This is a genomic window from Pseudomonas sp. G11-1 (assembly GCF_024031555.1).
Lineage (GTDB): Bacteria > Pseudomonadota > Gammaproteobacteria > Pseudomonadales > Pseudomonadaceae > Halopseudomonas > Halopseudomonas bauzanensis.
Map to the genome: position 1 here is coordinate 31269 of NZ_QEYQ01000007.1, position 24244 is coordinate 55512.

At 58.7% G+C, this 24244-nt stretch carries 22 protein-coding genes and 1 pseudogene; 20 read left to right on the plus strand and 3 right to left on the minus strand.

Annotation, left to right across the window (positions count from 1 at the left end):
* The first annotated feature begins 88 nt into the window (after positions 1-88).
* From DHB74_RS15660 to DHB74_RS15705, 10 genes and pseudogenes are all read left to right on the plus strand, one after another.
* On the plus strand, positions 89-754 hold the full coding sequence (locus DHB74_RS15660) for a class I SAM-dependent methyltransferase (RefSeq protein ID WP_499161958.1): 666 nt from the start codon (positions 89-91) through the stop codon (positions 752-754).
* Positions 755-809: 55 nt separating this feature from the next.
* Positions 810-1151 (plus strand): annotated as a pseudogene (locus DHB74_RS15665) (thioredoxin family protein); the annotation flags it as partial.
* 285 nt (positions 1152-1436) lie between these two features.
* On the plus strand, positions 1437-2567 hold the full coding sequence (cofG, locus tag DHB74_RS15670; protein ID WP_499161960.1) for a 7,8-didemethyl-8-hydroxy-5-deazariboflavin synthase CofG: 1131 nt from the start codon (positions 1437-1439) through the stop codon (positions 2565-2567).
* A 77-nt stretch (positions 2568-2644) separates the two neighbouring features.
* Positions 2645-3802: a 5-amino-6-(D-ribitylamino)uracil--L-tyrosine 4-hydroxyphenyl transferase CofH gene (gene cofH, locus DHB74_RS15675; RefSeq protein ID WP_499161962.1), complete on the plus strand. Its 1158-nt coding sequence runs from the start codon at positions 2645-2647 to the stop codon at positions 3800-3802.
* Positions 3802-4770, plus strand: a complete 969-nt coding sequence (gene cofD, locus DHB74_RS15680) for a 2-phospho-L-lactate transferase (RefSeq protein ID WP_499161964.1) — start codon at positions 3802-3804, stop codon at positions 4768-4770. The genes cofH and cofD overlap by 1 nt, the downstream gene beginning before the upstream one ends.
* A complete protein-coding gene (cofC, locus tag DHB74_RS15685; protein WP_499161966.1) occupies positions 4764-5465 on the plus strand; it encodes a 2-phospho-L-lactate guanylyltransferase in 702 nt (233 codons plus the stop codon). Before cofD ends, cofC begins: the two co-directional genes overlap by 7 nt.
* Positions 5459-6241, plus strand: coding sequence for a coenzyme F420-0:L-glutamate ligase (gene cofE, locus DHB74_RS15690; protein ID WP_499161968.1), 783 nt, complete (start codon positions 5459-5461; stop codon positions 6239-6241). The genes cofC and cofE overlap by 7 nt, the downstream gene beginning before the upstream one ends.
* On the plus strand, positions 6238-6906 hold the full coding sequence (gene npdG, locus DHB74_RS15695) for an NADPH-dependent F420 reductase (RefSeq protein WP_499161970.1): 669 nt from the start codon (positions 6238-6240) through the stop codon (positions 6904-6906). The genes cofE and npdG overlap by 4 nt, the downstream gene beginning before the upstream one ends.
* Before the next feature lie 36 nt (positions 6907-6942).
* A complete protein-coding gene (locus DHB74_RS15700; RefSeq protein WP_499161971.1) occupies positions 6943-7947 on the plus strand; it encodes a TIGR03842 family LLM class F420-dependent oxidoreductase in 1005 nt (334 codons plus the stop codon).
* 87 nt (positions 7948-8034) lie between these two features.
* Positions 8035-9267, plus strand: a complete 1233-nt coding sequence (locus DHB74_RS15705; RefSeq protein ID WP_499161973.1) for a Zn-dependent hydrolase — start codon at positions 8035-8037, stop codon at positions 9265-9267.
* A 59-nt stretch (positions 9268-9326) separates the two neighbouring features.
* Here DHB74_RS15705 and DHB74_RS15710 read toward each other — a convergent pair whose 3' ends face one another.
* Positions 9327-10007 carry a TetR family transcriptional regulator C-terminal domain-containing protein gene (locus tag DHB74_RS15710; RefSeq protein ID WP_211242674.1) on the minus strand — a complete coding sequence of 227 codons (681 nt, stop codon included), beginning with the start codon at positions 10005-10007 and terminating at the stop codon, positions 9327-9329.
* A 227-nt stretch (positions 10008-10234) separates the two neighbouring features.
* Here DHB74_RS15710 and DHB74_RS15715 point away from each other — a divergent pair, with 227 nt between their 5' ends.
* Complete coding sequence (locus DHB74_RS15715; protein ID WP_499161975.1) at positions 10235-10591, plus strand: RidA family protein; 357 nt, start codon at positions 10235-10237, stop codon at positions 10589-10591.
* Between the two features lie 40 nt (positions 10592-10631).
* Entirely contained in the window at positions 10632-11702 is a 1071-nt protein-coding gene (gene alr, locus DHB74_RS15720) for an alanine racemase (protein ID WP_499161977.1), read from the plus strand.
* A 67-nt stretch (positions 11703-11769) separates the two neighbouring features.
* On the opposite strand, the gene DHB74_RS15725 is transcribed toward alr, so the two are convergent.
* On the minus strand, positions 11770-13260 hold the full coding sequence (locus tag DHB74_RS15725; protein WP_499161979.1) for a CoA-acylating methylmalonate-semialdehyde dehydrogenase: 1491 nt from the start codon (positions 13258-13260) through the stop codon (positions 11770-11772).
* Between the two features lie 33 nt (positions 13261-13293).
* A complete protein-coding gene (gene aptA, locus DHB74_RS15730; RefSeq protein WP_136870003.1) occupies positions 13294-14637 on the minus strand; it encodes an omega-aminotransferase AptA in 1344 nt (447 codons plus the stop codon).
* 154 nt (positions 14638-14791) lie between these two features.
* Between aptA and DHB74_RS15735 the strand changes: the two genes are divergently transcribed.
* From DHB74_RS15735 to DHB74_RS15770, 8 genes are all read left to right on the plus strand, one after another.
* Positions 14792-15709, plus strand: a complete 918-nt coding sequence (locus DHB74_RS15735; RefSeq protein ID WP_074781285.1) for a LysR family transcriptional regulator — start codon at positions 14792-14794, stop codon at positions 15707-15709.
* A gap of 612 nt (positions 15710-16321) precedes the next feature.
* Positions 16322-17815: an NCS1 family nucleobase:cation symporter-1 gene (locus DHB74_RS15740; protein WP_051611507.1), complete on the plus strand. Its 1494-nt coding sequence runs from the start codon at positions 16322-16324 to the stop codon at positions 17813-17815.
* A gap of 70 nt (positions 17816-17885) precedes the next feature.
* Positions 17886-19331 carry a dihydropyrimidinase gene (gene hydA, locus DHB74_RS15745; protein WP_036993646.1) on the plus strand — a complete coding sequence of 482 codons (1446 nt, stop codon included), beginning with the start codon at positions 17886-17888 and terminating at the stop codon, positions 19329-19331.
* 47 nt (positions 19332-19378) lie between these two features.
* Positions 19379-19813 (plus strand): DMT family transporter, encoded by a 435-nt coding sequence (locus DHB74_RS15750; RefSeq protein WP_036993647.1) that lies wholly within the window; start codon positions 19379-19381, stop codon positions 19811-19813.
* A gap of 28 nt (positions 19814-19841) precedes the next feature.
* Positions 19842-21125, plus strand: coding sequence for an amidohydrolase family protein (locus tag DHB74_RS15755; RefSeq protein WP_499161982.1), 1284 nt, complete (start codon positions 19842-19844; stop codon positions 21123-21125).
* 44 nt (positions 21126-21169) lie between these two features.
* Entirely contained in the window at positions 21170-22483 is a 1314-nt protein-coding gene (gene codB, locus DHB74_RS15760) for a cytosine permease (protein ID WP_051611509.1), read from the plus strand.
* Positions 22484-22645: 162 nt separating this feature from the next.
* Positions 22646-23449: an outer membrane protein OmpK gene (locus DHB74_RS15765; protein ID WP_036993650.1), complete on the plus strand. Its 804-nt coding sequence runs from the start codon at positions 22646-22648 to the stop codon at positions 23447-23449.
* Positions 23450-23630: 181 nt separating this feature from the next.
* Complete coding sequence (locus tag DHB74_RS15770) at positions 23631-24233, plus strand: DUF2796 domain-containing protein (RefSeq protein ID WP_499161985.1); 603 nt, start codon at positions 23631-23633, stop codon at positions 24231-24233.
* Positions 24234-24244: the final 11 nt, after the last annotated feature.

Here is a 24244-nt window from a genome sequence, read left to right on the forward strand (position 1 = left end):
AAGTAAGCCCATGTAATGCCGGGCACGTGGTTCCATCATTGCCGCGGATACGGCTAGAATGCGGCCGCCCTCTGCCACGGTACCCATCATGTCTGCACCCGGCCCGCTTGACGATCTGCATCGCCTCCTGCAAGAAACCCTGCCGGAAGCACGCTTGCTGGCCAGTGCCCTGCCCGGTCTACCCGAGCTGCAACTGTGGCTACTCGACCCCGCCAACCTGCAGCGCGCCTTTTCCAGCGAAGAAACCCGCCGCCTGCTCGAAGAGCCGCCCTATTGGGGGTTCTGCTGGGGCAGCGGATTGGCATTGGCACGCTGGATTCTCGACCACCCGGAGCAGGTACGGGGCAAGCGGGTACTGGATTTCGGCGCGGGCTCGGGCATCGTCGCCCTGGCGTGCAGCGCTGCCGGTGCCAAACATAGCATCGCCTGTGACCTGGACCAGCCGGCACGGCTGGCCAGCGGCCTGAATGCCGAGCTCAATGGGCAGCATGTCGAGCTGGCTGCCGACTACTTTGCCGTCACCGGCGAACTGGACCTGATACTCGCCGCCGATGTGCTCTATGACCGCGACAACCACGGCTTTCTCGACCTGTTCCTCGATCGTGCCGATCAGGTGCTGGTGGCCGACTCGCGGGTGCGCGACCTGCAGCACCCCGGCTACCAACGAATAGACACCCTCAGCGGTCAGACCTGGCCCGACCTGGGCGAACCGGTCGATTTTCGCCGGGTCGCGCTGTACCGTTCGACACCTTGATAACTCGCCTGCCCCGCCCCATATAAGACCCATGCCAGCCCGATCCGGAAACGCCATGAGCCAGCCCCGCATGTTCGATGTCACCACCGAGACCTTTGATCGCCTGGTGCTCGATAGCTCTCATGACAAGGCAGTGCTGGTTGACTTCTGGGCACCTGCGTGCGCGCCATGCAAGGCGCTCCTGCCCATGCTGATATCCATCACTGACAGCCACGCCGGCCACCTGCAACTGGCCAAGGTCAACTGTGATGAACAGCCCGCACTGGTCGAGCGTTTCGGCATTCGCACCCTGCCGACGGTCGTCCTGTTCCGGCACGGCCAGCCGGTGGATGGATTCTCAGGGGTCCAGCCGACCAGTATCATTCTCGAGATGCTCGAACCCCATATCGCGGGGCCGACAGGCTAGCTATTAACGCCGATAAATCGCTGACCGCGCTTTACCGGGAAGCCATTGCCGTTACGTTTATGGCACTTTCGCCACTGCCGAATAATCAGCACTGCAGCGCAAAACTGCATTCCAGACGCCTCCCAACTTTCTGTCAAATTTAAATAAGCCGCGATGCCAATAAAAGTTTGACCACTTGGGAAAATATGACCTACTCTTCTTTTACCGACTGGTAAAACAAGCATGTCCGGTCATGCATAAGACTCCACAAAAAAAATAACGGAGGCAGCGGTCATTATGTTGACCCGTTCACAGGCATTAGCGCTTGAGAAAGCGCCCAAGAGTGAATTCACGGAACTGGCCCGCCAAGCGGCAGGTATTCGAGATACTTACTGGGGCAAGAGTCTCAGTTACTCGCGCGCCGTTTTTGTTCCCCTTACCAATATGTGCCGTGACGACTGCGGTTATTGCACTTTCGTTCAGAAACCAGACTCTCCCAATGCGCGCTTGATGACCCCTACTGAGGTCATGCAGATCGTCCATGACGGTGAACGTATGGGGTGCAAGGAAGTGTTGTTCAGCCTCGGCGAAAAGCCCGAGCTGCGTTACCCCGAAGCTCGGGCGGCCCTGGCCCGCCAAGGTCATACCAGCATGATCAGCTACCTGGCCGAGGTCTGCGCCATGGTGCTGAACGAAAGCAGCATGCTGCCCCACGTCAATGCCGGCACGCTCTCGGAAGCGGATATCAGGCTCCTCAAGCCTTACAGCGTGAGCATGGGCATGATGTTGGAGAACGTCAGTCGCCGCCTGATCGCCAAGGGCGGCGCCCACTATGCCTGCCCGGATAAAGTGCCGGTGCAGCGCATCCGCACCCTCGACCGGGCTGGCCGACTGGGCGTGCCCTTCACCACCGGCATCCTGATCGGCATAGGGGAAACCTGGGCCGAGCGCGTCGACAGCCTGATGACGATCAACAACCTGCATCTTCAGTACGGCCATATCCAGGAAGTCATCGTGCAGAACTTCCGGGCCAAGGCGGGTACCGCCATGGCTGGCCATCCTGAGCCCAACCTGGATGACATGGTCCGCACGCTGGTGCTGGCGCGCCTGCTGCTCGCGCCGTCCATCAGCCTGCAAGCCCCACCGAACCTGGAGTCCCGCTTTGCATCCTATATTGCGGCCGGCATCAATGATTGGGGCGGCGTTTCGCCACTGACCATCGACCACATCAACCCGGAACGCGCCTGGCCACAAATAGAATCACTGCGCCGCGCCACGGCAGACTGCGGGTACGGACTGCAAGAACGCCTCGCGGTCTACCCCCATTATCTTGAGCGCCCGCAGCATTTCTTCGCTGGCGACATTGCCCCCCGGTTATCCGCTATCGCCCGCGCTGATGGTCTGGCGTTACACCAGTGCCTGTCATGAGGAGTTCCGCAATGAATGTACAAGTGTCAGGAAAGATTGCCTTGCATGAACCCGCAAAAGAACTTTACCAACCAGGCGTGAGCACAGTCATACGGGATATTCTGGAAAGTGTATTAGCAGGCCAGGAACTTAATGAAGCGGATGCCATTAGTTTATTTGGCACTGAGGGTGCCGAGCTGGATGCCCTAACTGCCTGCGCTGATCAACTACGGCGCGCCAGCGTCGGCGATACCGTTACCTTCGTCATCAACCGCAATATCAACTACACCAATGTTTGCTACATGGGGTGTCGCTTCTGCAGTTTCGCCAAACGCAAGGGCGATGCGGATGCCGAGTTCTTCGATCTCGATGAAATTGTCTCCCGCGCGGAAGAAGCCTGGGCACGCGGCGCAACCGAAGTGTGTATCCAGGGCGGTTTGCACCCGGATATTCCCGGCCACTTCTACCGGGACATGCTCAAGGCGATCAAGGCCAAGCTGCCGGACATGCATATCCATGCGTTTTCGCCGTTTGAAATCTGGTTCGGCGCGCGCAAAAGCAAGATGTCCTATGCCGAGTTTATCCAGGATCTGATTGATCACGGCCTGGGCTCGATGCCGGGCACCGCGGCAGAAATCCTCGATACCACCATCCGCAAGCAGCTGACACGCGACAAGCTGACCACCGAGGAATGGGTGGAGATCGTCAAGACCGCGCACCAGTTGGGCTTGCCCACCACCTCCACCATCATGTATGGCCACATTGACGGCCCGGAGCACTGGGCGGCGCATCTGGCCTTGCTGCGTGACATCCAGAAGGAAACCGGTGGCTTCACCGAGTTCGTGCCCCTGGGCTTCATCCACCATAAAACCCCGCTGTATCTGGAGCAGGCGGGCGTCAGGCCGGGCCCCACGCGGCTGGAGCATATTCGCATGCATGCTGTCGCCCGGCTCATGCTCAACGGCTGGATCGATAACATCCAGGCGTCCTGGGTCAAGCTGGGGCCCGAACTGGCCCAGCAGATGCTTACCGCCGGCGTGAATGATCTGGGCGGCACGCTGATGAACGAGAGCATTTCCCGCGCGGCAGGGGCTGAGCATGGTCAGGAAATGCATCCGGATACCTTCCTGCACATCATGCGCAACATGGGGCGGCAGCCGGTCAGACGCAATACGCTGTATCAGCATATCACCGTGTATGACAGCCCCCAGATCGTGCCCGTCGCGCAGCTGTCCCAGGTCGCCGGAGGGCTATGATGAATCGACACCCTCGTATTACCTTGCTTGCCGGCGGGGTCGGCGGCGCCAAGCTCGCGGTTGGCCTGGCGGCCATTTGTGAACCCGGGCAGCTCAGCATCATCGGTAACGTCGCGGATGATCAGGAGTTTCACGGCCTGTGGGTCTCCCCGGATATCGACACCCTGACCTATACCCTGGCCGGCCGCATCGACAGCGCAAAAGGCTGGGGGCTGGCCGATGAAAGCAACCGCGTGCTCGACAGTTTGAAGCGCCTGGGTTGCGACAGCTGGATGTATCTGGGCGACCAGGATCTGGCTACCCATATCCTGCGGACCCAGTTGCGCGGCCAGGGTATTCGACCCAGCGTTATCGCCCAGCGGATTGCCGAGTCCCTTGGTGTGCAGAGCAACATCATCCTGCCCACCGATGATCGCCTGCAGACCCGGATCAGAACGCCCGAGGGCTGGCTGTCATTCCAGGAATATTTTGTCCGCGAGCAGTGCCGGCCCGAAATCCTCGACATACAGCTTGACGGTGTCGAGCGCGCAACAGCCACGCCGGAGGCACTGGCGGCGATTCGCGAAGCAGACCTGCTGGTCATCGCGCCGAGCAACCCGATTGTCAGTATCGGTCCGATCCTGGCCGTGCCTGGACTGGGTCAGGCGTTTGCCCTGGCCAATGCCGTGAAGGTCGCCGTTTCACCCCTGATCGGGGGCGCCACCGTCAAGGGTCCGGCCGACCGCATGCTGAGCGCATCAGGCTATCGCTGCAACAACCTCGGCATCGCAGATTGTTATAGCGACCTGATTGACGGCCTGATCATCGACCAACGAGACCAGCCCGACGCCAGCGCCCTGCAAGAGCGCGGACTCCACGTCATGACGACCAATACCCTGATGCTGAATGACGCCGACAAGACACGTCTGGCCCGCGAGCTGCTGCAGTTCGCCCAGGGCCAGCTTACTGAGGAGAGGCTGGCATGCTGATGAAAACGCTGGTGGTGATCCCGGTAAGGGATTTCGCGGATGCCAAGTCCCGCCTGGAGCCCTTGCTTGGCGCCAGCCGGCGGGCAACCCTGGCCCGGTGGTTATGTGAACGCACCCTGACGTTTTTCCGTGATCGGATGCCGGAGCAGGATGTGTTGGTAGTCACGGCGTGCGACACCATCGCTCAGTTGGCCCGCAGTTACGGCGCAGCGGTCTTGCGTGAAGACTGCTCGCGGGGGATGTCCGCGGCAGCCCAACTGGCCGCCGACTGGAGCAGCGTACAGGGCTATGACTCACAGCTGTTGATCCCGGCGGACATAGCCCAGCTGGATGAGGCCGAATTGCGCACCCTGCTCAACCACCCCCGGCCGGTGCCCTCCGTGCTGATCAGCCCGGCCCATGACCGTGGCACCAACGCCTTGCTGACCACACCGCCGAACATTCTGCCCTTTCAGTTCGGCCTCAATTCAAGTGACCAGCACTGGAATGCCGCGCACCGCAGGGGCATCACCTGCAGCCTGATCCATCTACCCAAGCTGAGCTTCGATATCGATACACCAGCTGACCTTGCCAGCCTGGCCAGCGCCAGCGCGACGACCAGCACATCGTTTGGTGCCCGTTGGGACCCGCTGCCATCGGGCCCATCACGGCCAGCGCATCGCCCCGCTATGGTGCAGGAGGTACCGGCATGTTGAGTCAACCGCAGCGCCTGAGCATGACCGCCCTGGCTGGTATCGCCGACATTCTGCCCGGCGATGACCTGGCCGATATCCTGGCCCAGGCGATTCGCAGCAACGATGTGGCCTTGAGCGATGGCGACATTCTGGTGATCGCCCATAAGGTCGTCTCCAAAGCCGAAGGCCAGGTAGTGTCCCTGGCAACGATCAAGCCTGGCGAAGAGGCTCGGGAGTTGGCGGCGCAACTGAACAAGGACCCGCGCAAGATCGAAGTCATTCTGCGTGAATCCCGCCGCGTGGTACGCGCTTTCAAACATCCACAACAAGCCGAAGGCATCTTGATCGCCGAACACCGGTTGGGCTTTATCTGCGCCAACGCGGCGGTGGACGAATCCAATGTGGGTGAAGACAACACCGTCATTCTCCTACCCAAGGATCCCGACAGCAGCGCCAGGAGAATCTGCGCAGCGCTGGAAGAAACCTTCGGCGTGCGCCTTGGCGTAGTGATCACCGACACCTTTGGCCGACCGTGGCGAATGGGATTGGTCAACGTCGCCATCGGCCTGGCCAATGTGCCCGCCCAGGTCAGTCTGGTCGGCGACCGGGATGCCTTTGGCCGGGAGCTGGCCGTCACCATCCCGGCCCTGGCCGATGAAATAGCTGCAGCTTCCGGCCTGCTGATGAGCAAGAACGGCAAAACCCCCGCAATTCTTTTCCAGGGCGTGGACTGGGAGCCTGCCCCCAGCTCGGCAACTGACCTGATAAGACCACAAAAAGAGGACCTGTTCCGATGACAATTGCAATTCTAGGTGGTACCGGCCCGCAGGGTCGGGGATTGGCTCTGCGCTGGGCGCGAGCCGGTGTCCCGGTAGCGATCGGCTCCCGCGATGCCGAGCGGGCCAGCGCAACAGCCAAGGAACTACAGGCGCTGCTGCCCGCCTCGGCCGCCTCGATCCGGGGCATGGACATTCGCGACGCCGTGGGCGCGGCGGATGAAATGGTGGTTCTGGCTGTTCCCTACGCGGCCCATGACGTCACCCTAGCCTCCATCCGCGAGCTGCTGCAGGACAAGATTCTGATCGATATCGTCGTCCCGCTGGCGGAGGGCAATCCGCGTGCGGTGGCCATGCCGGGGGCCGGCTCGGCGACCGAAGCGGCCCAGCAACTACTGGGCGAGGCGATCCCCGTTGTCGGCGCGCTGCATAACGTCTCTGCCGCCACCCTGAACCATCTGGACCACGCCATCAATTGCGATGTGCTGGTCTGCGGCGACGCCATGCCGGCCAAGGACAAGGTCATCGAGCTGATCAACAAAATGGACGTCACCGCCTATGACTGCGGTCCCGCCAGCAGCGCCCGCTGCATCGAGGCGATTACGCCGATCCTGATCCGCCTGAACATTTCCAAGAAAGTCCCTTTCACCCACGCAGGAATCCGTATCTGGGCGCCAGACGCCTGATGCATCAGAAGTACCTACCGACACAGGAGAATAACAATGGAATTCGGTATCTGCTTTAAAGGTTTTGTCAGCCCCGAACGGGCCCGCAGCTTGGTCAAACAGGCCGAAGAAGCCGGCTTCGCGTATTGCTGGTTCTATGACTCGCACATTCTGTGGCGCGAGTGTTATCCGGCCATCGCCATGTGCATGGAACACACCGCCAAGATGCGCTTTGCCCCCTGCGTCACCAACCCCAATGCCCGCGATTGGTCCCTGGCTGCGAGCCTGTTCGGCAGCCTGGCCAAGCAAAGCGGCGGTCGCTTCGATATTGGCCTGGGCCGTGGTGACAGCTCGGTGCGCGTGATGGGCAAGAAACCCGCTTCGCTGGCACGGGTAGCCGAATTCACCACCAAGGTAAAAGCCATGATCCGTGGCGAAGAGGTGCTTTATGGCGAATGCCCCGAGCCCGTCAAATTCCCCTGGTCCGACGGCTATGAGCTGCCCGTCCATATCGGTGCCTATGGCCCCATGGCACTGAAAACCGCAGGGGAAGTGGGCGACGGCGTCATTCTGCAGATCGGTGAGCCGAGTATCGTCAAATGGCTGGCTGAACAGAGCATCAGTGCCGGCAAGGAAGCGGGCCGGAACATGGACAACTACAAGGTGATTGTCGCTGCGCCAGCGTATTTTGGAAGCCGGGATCAATGCATCGAAGCCACCAAGTGGTTCCCCGCCATGGTCGGCAACCACGTCGCCGACATCGTGGAAAAGTATGGCAGCGACAGCGGCACCGTACCCGCCAGCCTGACCGCCTATATCGAGAAACGTAAGGGCTATGACTACTCCAAGCATGGCCAGAGCGATAACCCCTACCTCGACTTCATCACCCCGGACATCGTTGAAAGCTTCTGTGTGCTGGGTGAAGCCGAACAGCATGTCAGCAAGCTCAATGAGCTCAAGGCGGCCGGCGCCACGCAGTTCAACATCTATCTGGACAATGGCGATGAGGAAAACATCATCGCCCAATATGGCGCACACATTATTCCCCGATTCCAGGGCTGAGCTGACACCGGTGGTGTCTCCACCACCGGTTTGACAAGGGTCTGGCCGCGCCAGTGAAAACAACAATGACCGAATGAGGCAAAGACAATGCAGAAAACCATGATCAACCAGCAACGGCTGTGGCAAAGCCTGATGGACATGGGCGAGATTGGCGGGACGGAAAAAGGCGGCGTGTGTCGGCTGGCCTTGACCGATCTGGACAAGCAGGCTCGCGATCTGTTTGTGCAATGGTGCAAAGACGCGGGCTGCACCATTCGTATCGACAAGATGGGCAATATTTTCGCCCACCGCGCCGGGCTGGATGATTCCCTGCCACCGGTGGTGATGGGCAGCCACCTGGATACCCAGCCTACCGGCGGCAAGTTCGACGGCATCTATGGCGTACTCGCCGGCCTGGAAGTGATTCGCACCCTGAACGACAAGGGCATGGAGACCCGAGCGCCCATTGAGGCGTCAGTGTGGACCAACGAAGAAGGCTCGCGCTTCCCCCCCGCCATGGTCGCCTCCGGCGTGTTTGCCGGGGTGTTCGAGCTGGATTATGGCTTGAGTCGCGCCGATCTTGACGGCAAGACCATGGGCCAGGAGCTGGAGCGCATCGGCTATAACGGCCCCGATGATGTCGGCGGCCGGCCATTCAAGGCGTTCTTTGAAGCGCATATCGAACAGGGTCCCATCCTCGAGGATGAGAAGAAGCAGATCGGTGTGGTCACTGATGCCCAGGGCCAGCGCTGGTACGAGATCACCCTGACCGGGCAGGAATCCCATGCCGGGCCCACACCGATGAGTCGCCGGCGTGATGCCCTGGTTGGCGCTGCCAGACTGATCGACCAGGTCAACAAAATCGGCCTCGCCCATCAGCCTAACGCCTGCGCCACCGTTGGCCTGCTGCAGGTCTTTCCCAACTCGCGCAACGTGATTCCGGGGCAGGTGTTCTTCACCGTGGACTTCCGCCACCCCGATGCCGAGGTGCTGGCCAAGATGGATCAGGCCCTGCGTGAAACCGCCGACTCAGTCACGACGGAGTTAGGCCTGGAAATGGCGTTCGAACAGATCTGGTACTCCCCGCCGGTCCCCTTTGATACCGACTGTGTTGCGCTGGTACGCCAGGCAGCGACGGATTTTGGCTACAGCCACCGGGATATCGTCAGCGGCGCCGGACATGACGCCTGCTACATCTCCCGCGTAGCGCCCACCGCCATGGTCTTCGTGCCCTGTGAAAATGGCATCAGCCATAACGAGGCGGAGAATGCGACGCCGGAAGACCTGGCGGCCGGTTGCAATGTGCTGTTCCAGGCCGTCGTCGAGCGCGCCAACAGCTGATAGCGGATGCCACCGCCCTGAAGGAGCGCCTGACCACGCTCTTTCAGGGGGAAACAGGGCTAGTTGCTGAGCCCGGTGCCTTTGAGGATGGTGTGGGTGAGAAAGTCGCCTGCCGCTGCAAAATCGCTGGCGTCCAGGTTGTCTTTGCGCAGCACCAGGGCGATCTGGGTGGAAAAGTCGGCATAGGTCTGGGTCGTTGCCCAGATGGAAAAGAACAGATGGTAAGGATCGATAGCATCCATCAAACCATCGGCGATCCACTTGTTGACCAGGGCAATATCGGCATCGAGTTTGGGCAAAAGTTTTTTCAGCAAATAGTCTTTGATATAAGGCGCGCCATTGATGATTTCATTGGCGAATATCTTGGAGCCGTTGGGCCGGGAATGTGACAGTTCCAGTTTGCCAAGAATATAACTACGCAACTTGCTGGCAGGATCATCACCGGTCTGCTCGAACAACGTCATCTTCTCAACCCAGAGATCGAGTACGTTCTTCAGCACGTGTTGATACAGGTTTTCCTTGGAAGGAAAGTAATAAAGCATGTTCTGCTTGGATAAACCGGCTTGTTCGGCAATGGCTTCAATAGAAGCACCGTTATAGCCATATTGCGCAAAGAGTGTTTCGGCAGCATCCAGGATACGAGCTTCCTGAGCCTTTCTAGCGTTCGAACGCTTGCGGGGTTTGGCCGCGTCGCCATTTGAAGGGTTGCTTTCAGTCAAATGGTTGATGGTTCGGTCCAAGGGATCACCTCTTGGTTGCGGTCATAAAGGCGGCAGATAGCGCTTCGTGTTCGCGCTAGGCAGGGCTGGCGACCCGATTGCAGCCTATGCCGTCGGTTCGTTAAGGGGCGCGATTATACACCTTGAACACCCCGGCAACTAGCGAGCGGGCTTAGCGTTACCGGGGAATATTGTTGTGCAACCATCTTGAACAACCCTGCGCCATTGGCGCCCGGGAGGAACTCGATATGAATATCCAACCTTTATATACCAAGGTGCTGATGAGCCAGGTGCTGGTACATCAGAATGCTGTTTATCTGGCCGGTCGGTTTGCCGATGCCATCCCAGCCGAAAATGATCTTGATATCCAGGCGGGCAATACCTTGGCGGCGATCGAGCAAGTGCTGGCCGAGGCCGGCAGCGACAAGACCAGGCTACTGTCCGCCACTATTTATCTGAAGGACATCCAGGCTGACCTTGAGCAGATGGACCGGATCTGGGGGCAATGGTTGCCCGAAGGTGTGGTCCCCGTGCGCGCCGCCCTGGAGGCCGAGCGGGTGCAACCTGATGTTCTGGTGGAAATTGCCATGGTCGCCGCCCTTTGAACAGCGCCCTTCCTACCCCGATATCCTGGAATGAAGACTTATGCGTCCAGCCCACGCAATAATCGATCTTGGCGCCCTGCGCCATAATTACCTGTTGGCCAAGCAGTTTTCTGGCGCCAGAGCGTTGGCCGTGATCAAGGCCAATGCGTACGGCCATGGCGCCATTCGGTGCGCTCAAACCTTGTCGGCATCAGCCGATGGTTTTGCCGTCGCCTGTATAGAGGAAGCGCTGCTGCTGCGCAATGCCGGTATTCAACAACCGATTCTGTTGCTGGAAGGATGGTTTGACGCCACGGAGCTGGCACTGATCCAGCAATATGACTTCTGGGTTGTGATTCACCATCATGGGCAATTGCGTGACCTGGCGGAGGCCGCTATCGAGCGCCCGCTGCATGTCTGGCTGAAACTGGACACGGGTATGCACCGGGTAGGCTTCAAGCCGGATGAATATGGGGAAATATGGCGGACATTACACACCAGCGGCAAGGTTGCCAGCGTGGTGAAGATGACGCACTTCTCCCGTGCCGACGAACCAGACTGTGAGACCACGGAGCATCAACTGCTGTGTTTCAATGAAACCACCGCCGCCCTGGAAGGCCTATCAAGTTTGTGCAACTCGCCGGGGGTTCTCGCCTGGCCACAGGCCCATGGTGACTGGATACGGCCTGGCATCATGCTGTATGGCGCCTCTCCGTTCAGCGACGCCCAGAACAATGCCGCAAGGCTGAAGCCGGTGATGCAGCTGAACTCACAGATTATTGCCGTGCATGATGTGCCCCGCGGTGAGCCGATCGGCTATGGCGCGCAGTTCATTACCCGGCGCCCCACTCGAGTGGGAGTGGTCGCCATGGGCTATGCGGATGGGTACCCTCGACATGCCAAGACCGGCACGCCCGTGCTGGTCGACAATCAGCGCACCGGGCTGATCGGCAGAGTGTCCATGGATATGCTGACCGTCGATCTAACCGATCTGCCGGCGAGCGGCCTGGGCAGTACGGTGCAATTGTGGGGCGATGGGCTGGCGGCCAGTGAGGTCGCCCATTGGGCGGGCACCATTCCTTACCAATTGTTTTGCAACCTGAACCGGGTGCCGCGGCATTATTTTAATTAGTCAGTACGGCCCCTGAGCCAACAAGAAAGCCGGATCACGGGATCCGGCTTTTTGCTGCTGCCCCTATTCAGGAAGGAAAGGAGAACTGCGCCCCTTCCCGCACCCCGGCCGACGGCCAGCGCTGGGTCACGGTCTTGCGTTTGGTATAGAAGCGCACCGCATCCGGGCCATAGGCATGCAGATCGCCAAACAATGAGCGCTTCCAGCCACCAAAGCTGTGATAGGCCACCGGCACCGGCAGCGGTACGTTGATACCGACCATCCCCACCATGATGTTGTCGCTGAAATAACGTGCGGCCTCCCCGTCACGGGTGAAGATACAGGTGCCATTGCCGTATTCATGATCGTCGATCAGTTGCATGGCTTCCTGCATGCTGTTGACACGCATGACCAGCAGCACCGGGCCAAAGATCTCTTCCTTGTAGCAGGTCATGTCAGCGGTCACGTTATCGATCAGGGTTCCACCGACATAGAAACCCTTGTCGTAACCTGCCACAGTCGGTTTGCGGCCATCGACCACCAGGGTAGCGCCCTGCTGCTCGGCACTGCTGATATAACCGATGACCTTTTCCTGGTGTGCCCGGGTGATGACCGGGCCAAAGTCATTGGTCTTGTCAGAGAAGGCACCAACCTTGAGGCTCTTCATCTGCTCGGACATCTTGCTGATCAGCGCATCAGCCGCCTCATCGCCTACCGCCACCGCCACCGACAGCGCCATGCAGCGCTCCCCGGATGAACCAAAGGCAGCGCCAACCAGGGCTGATACGGCATTATCCATATCCGCATCCGGCATGATGATGGCGTGGTTCTTCGCCCCGCCCAACGCCTGGCAGCGCTTACCGTTGGCGCTGGCCGTGGTGTAGATATATTCGGCAATGGGCGTCGAGCCAACGAAACTGACCGCCTGGATGCGCGCATCGCTCAGCAGCACATCCACGGCCTCCTTGTCACCGTTGACCACGTTGAGTACGCCCGGCGGCAGACCGGCTTCATGCAGCAGCTCGGCGATAAACAGCACCGATGACGGGTTACGCTCGGACGGCTTGAGCACAAAGGTGTTACCGCAGACGATCGCCATGGGATACATCCACAGCGGCACCATGGCCGGGAAGTTGAACGGGGTAATACCCGCGACCACTCCCAATGGCTGAAATTCGCTCCAGGAATCAATTGCCGGACCGGCATTCTTGCTGAACTCCCCTTTCAGCAGCTCGGGCGCACCGCAGGCGTACTCGACATTCTCGATCCCCCGCTGCAGCTCGCCCATGGCGTCATGGGCAATCTTGCCATGCTCCTCCCCGATCAGCCGGCAGATCTCATCGGCATTGCGCTCCAGCAGTTCCTTGAAGCGGAACATGATCTTGGCGCGCTTGAGTGGTGGGGTGTTGCGCCAGGCCGGATAAGCGGCCTTGGCAGCGGCAATAGCGGCTTCGACGGTGGGTTTGCTCGCCAGCGCCAACTGTTTCGACACCTCGCCCGTCGACGGGTTGAAAATGTCCTGGGTGCGGCTGGCCTGCGTATCGATGGTGCCGTTGATCAAGTGTCCGATCGTCTTCATCGTCTGTTCTCTCTGCCTGTATTGTTAGCGGTATCAGTCAAGTTCGTTGATGGCGTCGCCAATGGCATTGACGACATTGTCGATCTCTTCACGCTCGACGATGAAAGGCATGCCCAATTGGATGGTGTCGCCGCCGTAGCGTACATAGAAGCCTTTTTTCCAGCACTTCATGGCAATCTCGAAGGTGCGCCGCGCAGGCTCCCCGGGGTGGTTTTCTATCTGCAGCGCGCCAGCCATCCCGTAATTACGGATATCCGTGACGTAGCGGGTGCCTTTGAGACCATGCAGGGCATTTTCAAAGATCGGGCTCATCTCCCGCACCCGATCAACCAGCCGGTCACTCTGCAGGATATCCAGGGAGGCCAGCGCCGCGGCACAGGCCACCGGGTGGCCGGAATAGGTGTAGCCATGCGGCAACTCAATCGCGTATTCCGGCCCGCCCTGCTCCATGAAGGTCTGATAGATCTCGCGCTGCACAATCACCGCGCCCATGGGCACAGCGCCGTTGGTGAGCTGCTTGGCAACGTTCATCATGTCCGGGGTGACGCCGAACTCTTCGGCGCCGGTATTGGACCCCACTCGTCCAAAGCCGGTGATCACCTCATCGAATATCAGCAGGATTTCATGCTGGTCGCAGATTTCCCGCAGGCGTTGCAGATAACCCACCGGCGGCGGCAGTACGCCCGCTGATCCAGCCATCGGCTCAACGATGACGGCTGCGATATTGGAGGCATCATGCAGAGCAATCAGCTCCAGCAGATCCTCGGCACGCTCGACACCGCGCTCGGGCATGCCACGGCTGAAGAGATTCTCCTTGAGCAAGGTATGCGGCAGATGATCCGCATCGATACCCTGACCGAACAGCATCCGGTTAGCGCCGATGCCGCCCAGGCTGATGCCACCGAAGTTGACGCCGTGATAACCCTTGGCCCGACCGATCAGCTTGGTCTTGGTCGGCTTGCCTTTCTTGCGCCAGTAGGCCCGGGCAATTTTCAGCGAGGTATCCGCCGCCTCTGAACCGGAGTTGGTATAAAACACATGGTCGAGGCCTTTTGGCGTCAATTGGGTAATCCGCTCGGCCAGCTCAAAAGCCTTGGGGTGGCCGAACTGAAAAGCGGGAGCGTAGTCCAGTTCACGCAGTTGTTTGGCAACCGCTTCGGCAATCTCCGGCCGGTTATGCCCAGCACCACAGCACCAGAGCCCGGAAAGACCGTCGAATATCTTGCGGCCTTCAGCGTCGACATAGTAGCTGCCTTCGGCACCGACAATCAGGCGTGGGTCCGCTTTGAACTGGCGGTTTGCGGTGTAAGGCAACCAGTAGGCGTCAAGCTGCTCGGGGGTCAGTCCAGCATGGCGCTGATTATTGTGATCAGACATAACATCACCCTCTGTGTACGTTGTTTGTGCAGCCAGTCTCGCCAGTAGCACGCTAAAGTAAAACCCAAGCTTATTTACCTTCATGCAAGCGTTTACTTAACTCAAGGCACTTCCTCCGCTATGCTGCTGGGCACCGGTTATCGAGGACAACAAGATGAAACCCCGTAAGCTGGCATTACCTGGCCAGATCAGTGATACCGACCTGCGTCTGCTGCGGATCTTTCGCAAGGTAGTTGAATGCGGCGGCTTTTCCGCAGCGGAAGTCGAGCTGAATATCAGCCGGGCGGCGATCAGCATCGCCATGAACGAGCTCGAAGGTCGCCTTGCACTACGGCTTTGCCAGCGAGGGCGCAGCGGCTTTTCCCTGACTCAGGAAGGTAGCGAGGTCTATCAGGCAACCCTGCAGATGCTGGCGGCCATTGAAGGCTTCCGCACCCATGTGAACAGCTTGCATGACTATCTGAAGGGCGAGCTCAATATCGGCATCACCGACAGCCTGGTCACCATGCCGCAGATGTTGATCACCCAGGCGCTGGGTGCGCTGAAGGACCGTGGCCCGGATGTGCAGATCAATATCCGCATGATTCCGCCCAACGATATCGAGCTGGGTGTGCTGGACGGCCGCCTGCATGTGGGCATCATTCCCGCCCTGAAATCCCTGCCGGGACTGCATTACCGCCCGCTGTACGAAGAGGTCTCGCAGTTGTATTGCAGCTCGACCCATCCGCTGTACGCGCACCCGGCATCGGAGCCGGTGGCGCTCAGTGGCTGGGATGCGGTCTTGCCGGCGTATGCGCAAACCCCACAAATCAAGGCATTGCATGAGCCCCTGAAGGCCGCGGCATCAGCAACCGACCGCGAAGGGATCGCTTTTCTCATCCTGACTGGCCGCTATATCGGTTACCTGCCTACCCACTACGCCGACCGCTGGGTACGCGAGCAAAGCATGCGAGCCATCAACCCCGGCACAAACCGCTACGTCACCCATTACAGCGCCATTACCCGCAAGACCGCCCCGCCTAATCTGATCCTTGAGAGCTATCTCGAAGAGCTCGACCGCTTGGCGGGATAGCCATCGGACAGCATCTAGCCACGCAAATTGATCCAGAAGCCCTGTAGCTCCCGTGCTTGCCGGTGAGCGCTGGCAGGGGCCAAAAAACACCTGCCACTAGAGGAAAGAATTTTTTTACCGACTGGAAAAATAATGCTTGACCCTCTCAAATCTTGCTTGTAGGTTTGCAAACATCAACTTCCAATACGGTCGATGACATTACTATAAATTTATAAAAAGCGATGGAAACAACCGTACAAGCATAACCAGGCGATGGTTACTTTCTCCTGAAGTGGGTGCCCACTCGTTGTACTAGCATTCGACTTGAATATCTCGATAAGAGAACACTGATAAGAGGATGAAAACATGTGCAGCTACATCCCCGGATACCACCTGATTCCGCTTCCAGATAACCCGATTTAACCAAAGCGTGAGTCGATAGCGCCCGAATACAGTTGCTCGGGGCGCTACTTAATATATTCAGTGACATACGGATAGTGTGCTGCAAGTGCAGCGCACTCATGACGGCTATTTGCCGCTCGGCAAGAACCTAGAGTTGCAAGTAAACAATATCCTGTATGGCGCGGGATACCGACGTGCTTAATAAAAACAATAGAGTCGAGGCACAATGCAATGCACTCTCAAACCGATTCACTTCAGTACGATATAACCCTGGGCGGCAGCCCCAGCGCAGACCTGTGGAATGAAGACCTGGCCCCCGCCAGAGAAGAAGACAAGACCTGGACCTGGCAAAGCATCTCAGGTTTGTGGGTTGGCATGGTGGTCTGTGTTCCCACCTACATGATGGCTGCTGGGCTGGTGGCCGAAGGCATGTCCTGGTGGCAAGCGGTCCTGACTGTTCTGCTGGGCAACCTTGTCGTGCTGGTACCGATGATTGCCATCGGTCACGCAGGTACCAAGCATGGCATTCCCTTTCCCGTATTGCTGCGCTCTTCCTTCGGTACCGCAGGCGCCAAGCTACCAGCGATGTTGCGCGGGCTGGTTGCCTGCGGCTGGTTTGGCATTCAGACCTGGGTAGGCGGCTCGGCGATTTATATTATCGTCAACATCATGACCGATAATGCCATCGCCGGCAGCGTTATCGGTTTTCTCGGTATCGACCTGGGGCAGTTGGTGTGCTTCCTGTTGTTCTGGGCCATGCACGTCGTTTTCATTGCTTATGGCACTGAGTCCATTCGCTGGTTGGAAACCTACGCCGCGCCCTTTTTGATCGCGATGGGCCTGGCTCTGCTGGGCTGGGCGTATTTCAAGGCAGGCGGCTTTGGCGCGATGCTCTCGACGCCCTCCCAGTTCATTGCCGGCGGCGCGCGCGAAGGGCAGTTCTGGTCCGTGTTCTGGCCAGGGCTGACGGCGATGGTAGGTTACTGGGCCACACTGGCGCTCAACATTCCTGACTTCACCCGTTTTGCCCGCAGCCAGAAAGACCAGTTTATCGGTCAGGCTCTGGGCCTGCCCTTGCCCATGGCACTCTTCGCCTTTATCGGCGTAGCCGTCACCTCGGCAACCGTGGTGATCTATGGCAGAGCCATCTGGGACCCTGTCGAGCTGACCAGCCAGATGGGAGGCACCGCAGTGGTTATCGCCTTGATCGCCCTGATCCTGGCGACCCTGACCACTAACCTGGCAGCCAATGTGGTTGCCCCAGCCAACGGTTTCTCCAACCTGAGCCCCAGCAGAATCTCGTTCAAGATGGGCGGTTACCTGACCGCGGGTATCGGTATCGCGATCATGCCCTGGAAGCTGCTGGAGTCGACCAGCGCCTACATCTTCACCTGGCTGATTGGCTATTCTGCGCTGCTTGGCCCGGTTGCCGGCATCATGGTTGCCGATTATTTCGTGATTCGCAAAACCCGCCTGAATCACCAGGCACTCTTTCGCAATGACGGGGAATACAGCTACCGCAATGGCTGGAACCCGATCGCCCTGGTGGCACTGGTGGTCGGGGTGCTGCCCAACCTGCCGGGTTTCCTGCATGTCGCCGGGTTCATCGATAGCGTGCCCGCTGTATTCCAGGAGATCTATACCTATGCCTGGTTTGTCGGCCTGGCAATCGCCGCCTGCGTTTACCTGCTTCTCATGCGCAACAGCATGCAACGCCCGCAATGAGCTTTGTTACCTATCGAGCCGGCCAATAATGCAGACACCGGCTCGCCAAGACCCGTAAGGAGAACCAGCAATGTCCGTACTCATAAAAAACGGTACCGTGGTCACCGCTGACAAGACCTATCGCGCCGATGTGTACTGCGATAACGGAAAGATCGTTGCCATAGGTGAGAATCTGGATGCCCCCGCAACTGCCGAAGTGATAGATGCGAGCGGCCAGTATGTGATGCCCGGCGGTATCGACCCTCACACCCATATGCAATTGCCCTTCATGGGCACCGTGGCAAGCGATGACTTCTATACCGGTACGGCTGCCGGCCTGGCTGGCGGCACCACCAGTATCATCGACTTCGTCATTCCATCTCCCCAACAGTCACTGCTCGAGGCGTTCCACCAATGGCGCGACTGGGCTGCCAAGGCGGCGGCGGATTACACCTTCCACGTGGCCATTACCTGGTGGGACGAGTCGGTTCACGAGGAAATGGGCACTCTGGTACGTGAGCATGGGGTCAACAGTTTCAAGCACTTCATGGCGTACAAGAACGCGATCATGGCGGACGATGAAACCCTGGTAAAAAGTTTCCGCCGCTCTGTCGAACTGGGGGCAATGCCGACCGTCCATGCTGAAAATGGCGAACTGGTCTTCCAGCTGCAACAGGAATTGCTCGCCAAGGGCATGACCGGCCCCGAAGCCCACCCGCTCTCACGTCCACCCGTGGTTGAAGCCGAAGCGGCCAACCGGGCCATCCATATTGCCCAGGCGATGAACGTGCCCATCTATATCGTGCATGTCTCCTGCAAGGAGTCCCTGGAAGCCATTACCCGCGCCCGCAATAACGGCAACCGCGTGTATGGCGAAGTATTGGCCGGTCATCTGGTCATCGATGACAGCGTGTACCGGCATCCCGATTTCGAATTTGCCGCAGCCCATGTCATGAGCCCGCCATTTCGCGCCAAGGAACACCAGGAGGCGCTCTGGCAAGGCCTGCGCGGCGGCAACCTGCAGACGACGGCAACCGATCACTGCTGTTTCTGCGCAGACCAGAAAGCGGCTGGCAAGGATGACTTCACCCGGATTCCGAACGGCACCGCCGGTATCGAGGACCGCCTGGCGATCATGTGGGACGAGGGCGTCAACCAGGGCCGCCTGACCATGAACGAGTTCGTTGCGGTGACTTCGACCAATACTGCCAAGCTGTTCAACATGTACCCACGCAAAGGCTCCGTGTCCGTGGGTGCCGATGCGGACCTGGTGGTGTGGGACCCGGCCGGCACCCGCACTATTTCAGCCAAGACGCATCATCAGAACATCGACTTCAACATCTTCGAAGGCCGCACGGTAACCGGCATACCGAGCCACACGCTGAGCCGCGGGAAGGTTGTCTGGCGCGAGGGTCAGCTGCTCGCAGTGGAAGGTGCCGGCCAATACATTCCCCGGCCCGCCTTTGGTCCGGTGTTCGATGCCATTGCCCGCGAGAACGAGCTGAATACCCCGCAGCCCGTGGTACGCCGAGGCTAACAATGTAGAACAGCGGTGCCCCCGCGGAAGAGGACAGGAACGTGTGGATGTATCTACTCATGGCGTTGGCGGCGGGGGCTGTCTTACCGTTGCAGGCGGGCTTGAATGCACAGCTGGCATTGAGCGCAGGGCACGCCCTGTGGGCAGCATGTGTCTCCTTTGCGGTCGGTCTGTTGTTACTGATAGCCGTGTGCATGACAGTTCGCCTGCCCCGCCCGGCGTGGGCGGATCTCGCTGCGATACCGTTCTGGCAATGGAGCGGAGGCGTCATGGGCGCCTTCTTTGTGACTGCGATGGTCGTGCTCAGCCCCCGCCTGGGCGCTGCCACCATGCTGGGCATGGCGCTGGTCGGGCAAATGACGGCGGCGGCCTTGATTGATCATTTTGGTCTGGCGGGATTTACTCCACACGCGCTCAGCCTTGGGCGAGTAGTGGGTATCGCGCTGTTGATTACCGGAGGTATTCTCGTGCGTCAGTTTTAGTGCCCATTAACAACTGAGGTAGGGAAAGATGATTGATTTACTTATCCGCAGCGTCAATTTGCCCTGCGGAGCGAAGAATGTAGATATCGCAATTGATCAGGGCAAAACCCTGGAAATTGCCCCGCATATCCAGGCCCAGGCCAAGGAGGTGCTCTGTCACCCAGGCTGCCTGGTCACCGCGCCCTTTGTCGACAGTCATTTCCATATGGACTCTACCCTGAGTCTCGGTCAGCCACGTCTCAACCAGAGTGGCACCCTGCTTGAAGGTATTACGGTCTGGAACGAGTTGAAGCCCGATCTGACTTTCGAGTCAATAAAGCAACGCGCCATAGAACTCTGCCACTGGTCAGTCGCCCGCGGCACCCTGGCGATACGCAGTCATGTGGATGTATCCGATGATAGCCTGATGGCGGTGCAAGCCCTGTTAGAAGTACGCCGCGAATTGAAGCATCTGATCGATCTGCAACTGGTTGCCTTTCCGCAGAACGGCTACTACCGCTCCCCCACTGCCAGGCAGAACTTGCTCCGGGCCCTGGACCTGGGTGTCGATGTAATCGGTGGGATACCCCACTTCGAGCGCACCCGCGCAGAAGGCAACCGGTCGATTACAGCCCTTTGCGAACTGGCTGCCGATCGCGGCTTGCCTGTCGATCTACACTGCGATGAGAGCGATGATCCGGACTCTCAGCATATCGAGACTCTCGCCTATGAGACCCAGCGCCTCGGCCTGCAGGGGCGCGTCACCGGCTCTCACCTTACCTCCATGCATTCCATGGACAATTACTACGTCAACAGCAAGCTTATCCCGCTAATCAGCGAAGCCGGCCTGCATGTGGTCGCCAATCCCTTGATCAACATCACCCTGCAAGGCCGCCATGACACCTATCCCAAACGGCGTGGCATGACCCGAGTCAAGGAGCTGCTCGCTGCTGGCGTCAACGTCGCCTTCGGGCATGACTGCGTCATGGACCCCTGGTACAGCCTCGGCTCCCACGACATGCTCGATGTGGCGCATATGGGTCTGCATGTTGGCCAGTTGACCGGTATCGATGAAATGAAAACCGCCTTTGCCGCCGTCACCACTCACGGCGCCAAGGTGCTCGGATTGGATGGCTATGGTCTGCAGCCAGGTAATCGCGCGGACCTGGTGATCTTGCAAGCCAGCAATCCGATTGAAGCCCTGCGCCTGCGCCCGGCCCGCCTGGAAGTAATCCGCCATGGCCAGGTCATTTGCCGCACTGCAGCCGTGGTGCCGCAACTGCTGAGCAACGAGCAGCCACGTGACATCAGCTTTGTTCAAGATGTGTTCTGACTCGCAGTAAACCGCTCTGACAATAATAAAAAGAGACTGTACCCATGCCAAAGCCTGCAAAACTCGCAAAGTCCGCCCATGCCGGGGGCACCCATGATGATTACGCCTCATCCACTGTGCCGTCAGGCTCCCGGCGTGGCCTGATATCCATGTCCGCCGTCATGCTCGGCTTTACTTTCTTTGCCGCCAGCATGTGGACTGGCGGCAAGCTGGGCGAAGGCTTTAGCCTCTGGCCAGACCTGCTGATAGTGATCCTGGCAGGCAACCTGATCCTGGGTCTCTATGGGTCCTTGCTGGGATACGCCGCGGCCAAAACCAATATTTCCACCCACCTGCTCGCCCAGTACTCCTTCGGTAAAACCGGCTCCAAGCTCCCTTCGTTCATGCTGGCAATTACCCAGATCGGCTGGTTCGGGGTGGGGTTGGCCATGCTCGCTCACCCCATCAATACCTTCCTCGGGATCCCGTTTTTCTGGATCATCATCATTGGCGGCGTGGCCATGACCTACACCGTGGCGGTCGGTTTCAAGGCCATCGAATGGTTGAGCATCATTGCCGTTCCCGCCATCCTGATCCTCGGTTTCACCTCCGTCGGCAAAGCGATTGTCGATACCGATGGCGGTATAAGGACGCTGCTGGACAGTGTTCCGAGCTCGCCGCTTACCTTCTCGGTGGGCGTTGCTCTCGCTGTCGGTTCCTTTATCAGCGGCGCCACCCTCACACCTGACTTTGTCCGCTTTGCCAAAAGCAGAAAGATCGGCGTCTGGGCCACCATCATCGGTTTTACCTTTGGCAACAGCCTGATGTTCTTCTTTGGTGCGATCGGTGCGATCGCCACCTCCCATGCCGATATCGCTGAAGTGCTCGCCATTCAGGGCCTCCTTGGTGGCGGCATGATCCTGCTGATACTGAATATCTGGACGACCAACGACAACGCCCTCTATGCCTCCAGCCTGGGCCTGACCAACCTCACCGGACTGAAGCGGGTCCACTTGGTATGGATCGCCGGCCTGGTCGGTACCGCGCTAGCCGATTTGCTCTATAACAACTTCGTCGGCTGGCTTACGTTTCTGAGCATCGCCCTGCCGCCGATTGGCGGCGTCATAATCGGCGACTTCTACTTGCGGCATAAAACCCATTATCCAGACTTTGCCCTACATCAGTTCAAGAGCGTCAACTGGGCTGCGATGGTTGCCTGGGCACTGGCGATCCTCGCTTCACTGATGTCGCCGGCAGCAGGACCACTCAGCATAGCGCCGCTGAATGGCATTGTTTGTGCCGCTCTGGTCTACGTTCTGGCGAGCAAGCTCCTGTACCCCTCCGCTTCCCTCGACGCCATCGCACCTGAACCTGACTGACGCTGCCCCAACCCGCACAGAGTCGGTTTAATGCTGCATTGGCTTCAGCAGCTATTAGCGTTCATGGGCGGGAAATGACTTTGCCTAAAGGAAGACAGAAAGAGCAAAGAACCAATCGGCCTGCGCGCCGGTAATAATAAAAACGACAACCGGATATTACTCATGAAGAAAAAAACCCTACCTTTCCTGCTTATGGGCATCGGCCTGGTGTCTGGCCCAGTATGTGCCGGGGAACTTGTTCAGTGGCACACAAATAGCCTGACCTATCTCTATGGAAAGAACTTCAAGATAGACCCACCTATTCAGCAGACTTTTACATTCGAACATGCCAGCGCCTGGAGTGTAGGAGATCTGTTTATCTTCATTGATCAAATCAACTTCAACGGCAAGGGAGCCAATGAGGGTGATGATGAGCGAACCCATTACGGCGAGTTCTCCCCTCGGCTGTCTTTCGGAAAGATCAGCGGCACCCATATTGCCGCCGGGCCGGTCACGGATATATTACTCTCGATGACCTACGAGTTTGGCAAAGGCGATACCGAAGCTTATCTGATCGGTCCCGCCATTGACCTGGCAATACCGGGATTTGATTATTTCCAACTCAATACCTATCTGCGTAAAACCGATGGCGGCCGGCCTGGGGACAATGTCTGGCAGATCACTCCAGCCTGGAGCTATACCATCCCGGTGGGTCGATCCGATCTGGTGATTGACGGCTATATCGACTGGGTAGTGGATAACGACGAGAACAGTCGGGGCGAGTATCACGCCAACGTGCATATCAACCCGCAAATCAAATATGACCTCGGTAAGGCCTTGGGCTGGCGGGAGAAGGTCTATGTAGGCATCGAATATGACTACTGGAAGAATAAATACGGTATCAAAGACGGCGGTTATGTCAGCGAACAGTTCGTTGGAACGACGGACCAGAACACCGCCAGCCTGTTGTTAAAGGCACATTTCTAGTCAGGCACCGTCACATCAATGAAGATGCCGGTACCCAGCGAGGTGCCGGCATCTCGCTCGCGCCAGCAACGCCCAGTAACACCTTAATATTCGGGTTGCCACCCAGGCGATCTATGGCAGGCTTGATCTCACACGAAATCGTTATAAGATAACATCAAATTATCTGAACAAGGATTCTCGCATGCCGCGCCTCGCTCTCCTCACCCTCGCCTTGACCAGCACCGTCAGCCTCGCCTTGCATGCCCATGAGCCACATGGCCATGCGCACGGATCCCACAATGCAGCCGCCCATCAGCATGGCGTCGGCACCCTGGATATCGTCATTGACGATAAACAGCTACTACTGGAGCTGACGACCCCGGCGGGTGACCTGCTAGGCTTCGAGCATGCACCGCACAACCAGGCGCAGCGTGATCAGCTCGATAACCTGATGAGCACCCTGCGCCAGCCGGAAAAGCTGTTTGCTCTGCCCGCTGCCGCGCAGTGCAGCCTGGAGTCAATGGAGCTGCATAGCCCCCTGTTTGCCCTGCCCGAGCATTCAGGCGATGATGCCCATGCCGAACATGAGCATCACCATGGGCATAATGATGAACACGAGCACGAGCATGCTGACATCAACGCGCAATACAGCTACGCCTGCAGCACTCCGACAGGCCTGGAGCATCTGGACGTCACCCTGTTCGAGCTGTTCCCCGGCAGCGAGAAGCTGATCCTGCAGGCAATCACTCCGCGAGGCCAACAGGGTGGCGAGCTGACAGCTGCCAGCAGGCGCGTGCGCTTCTGAATACTCCAATG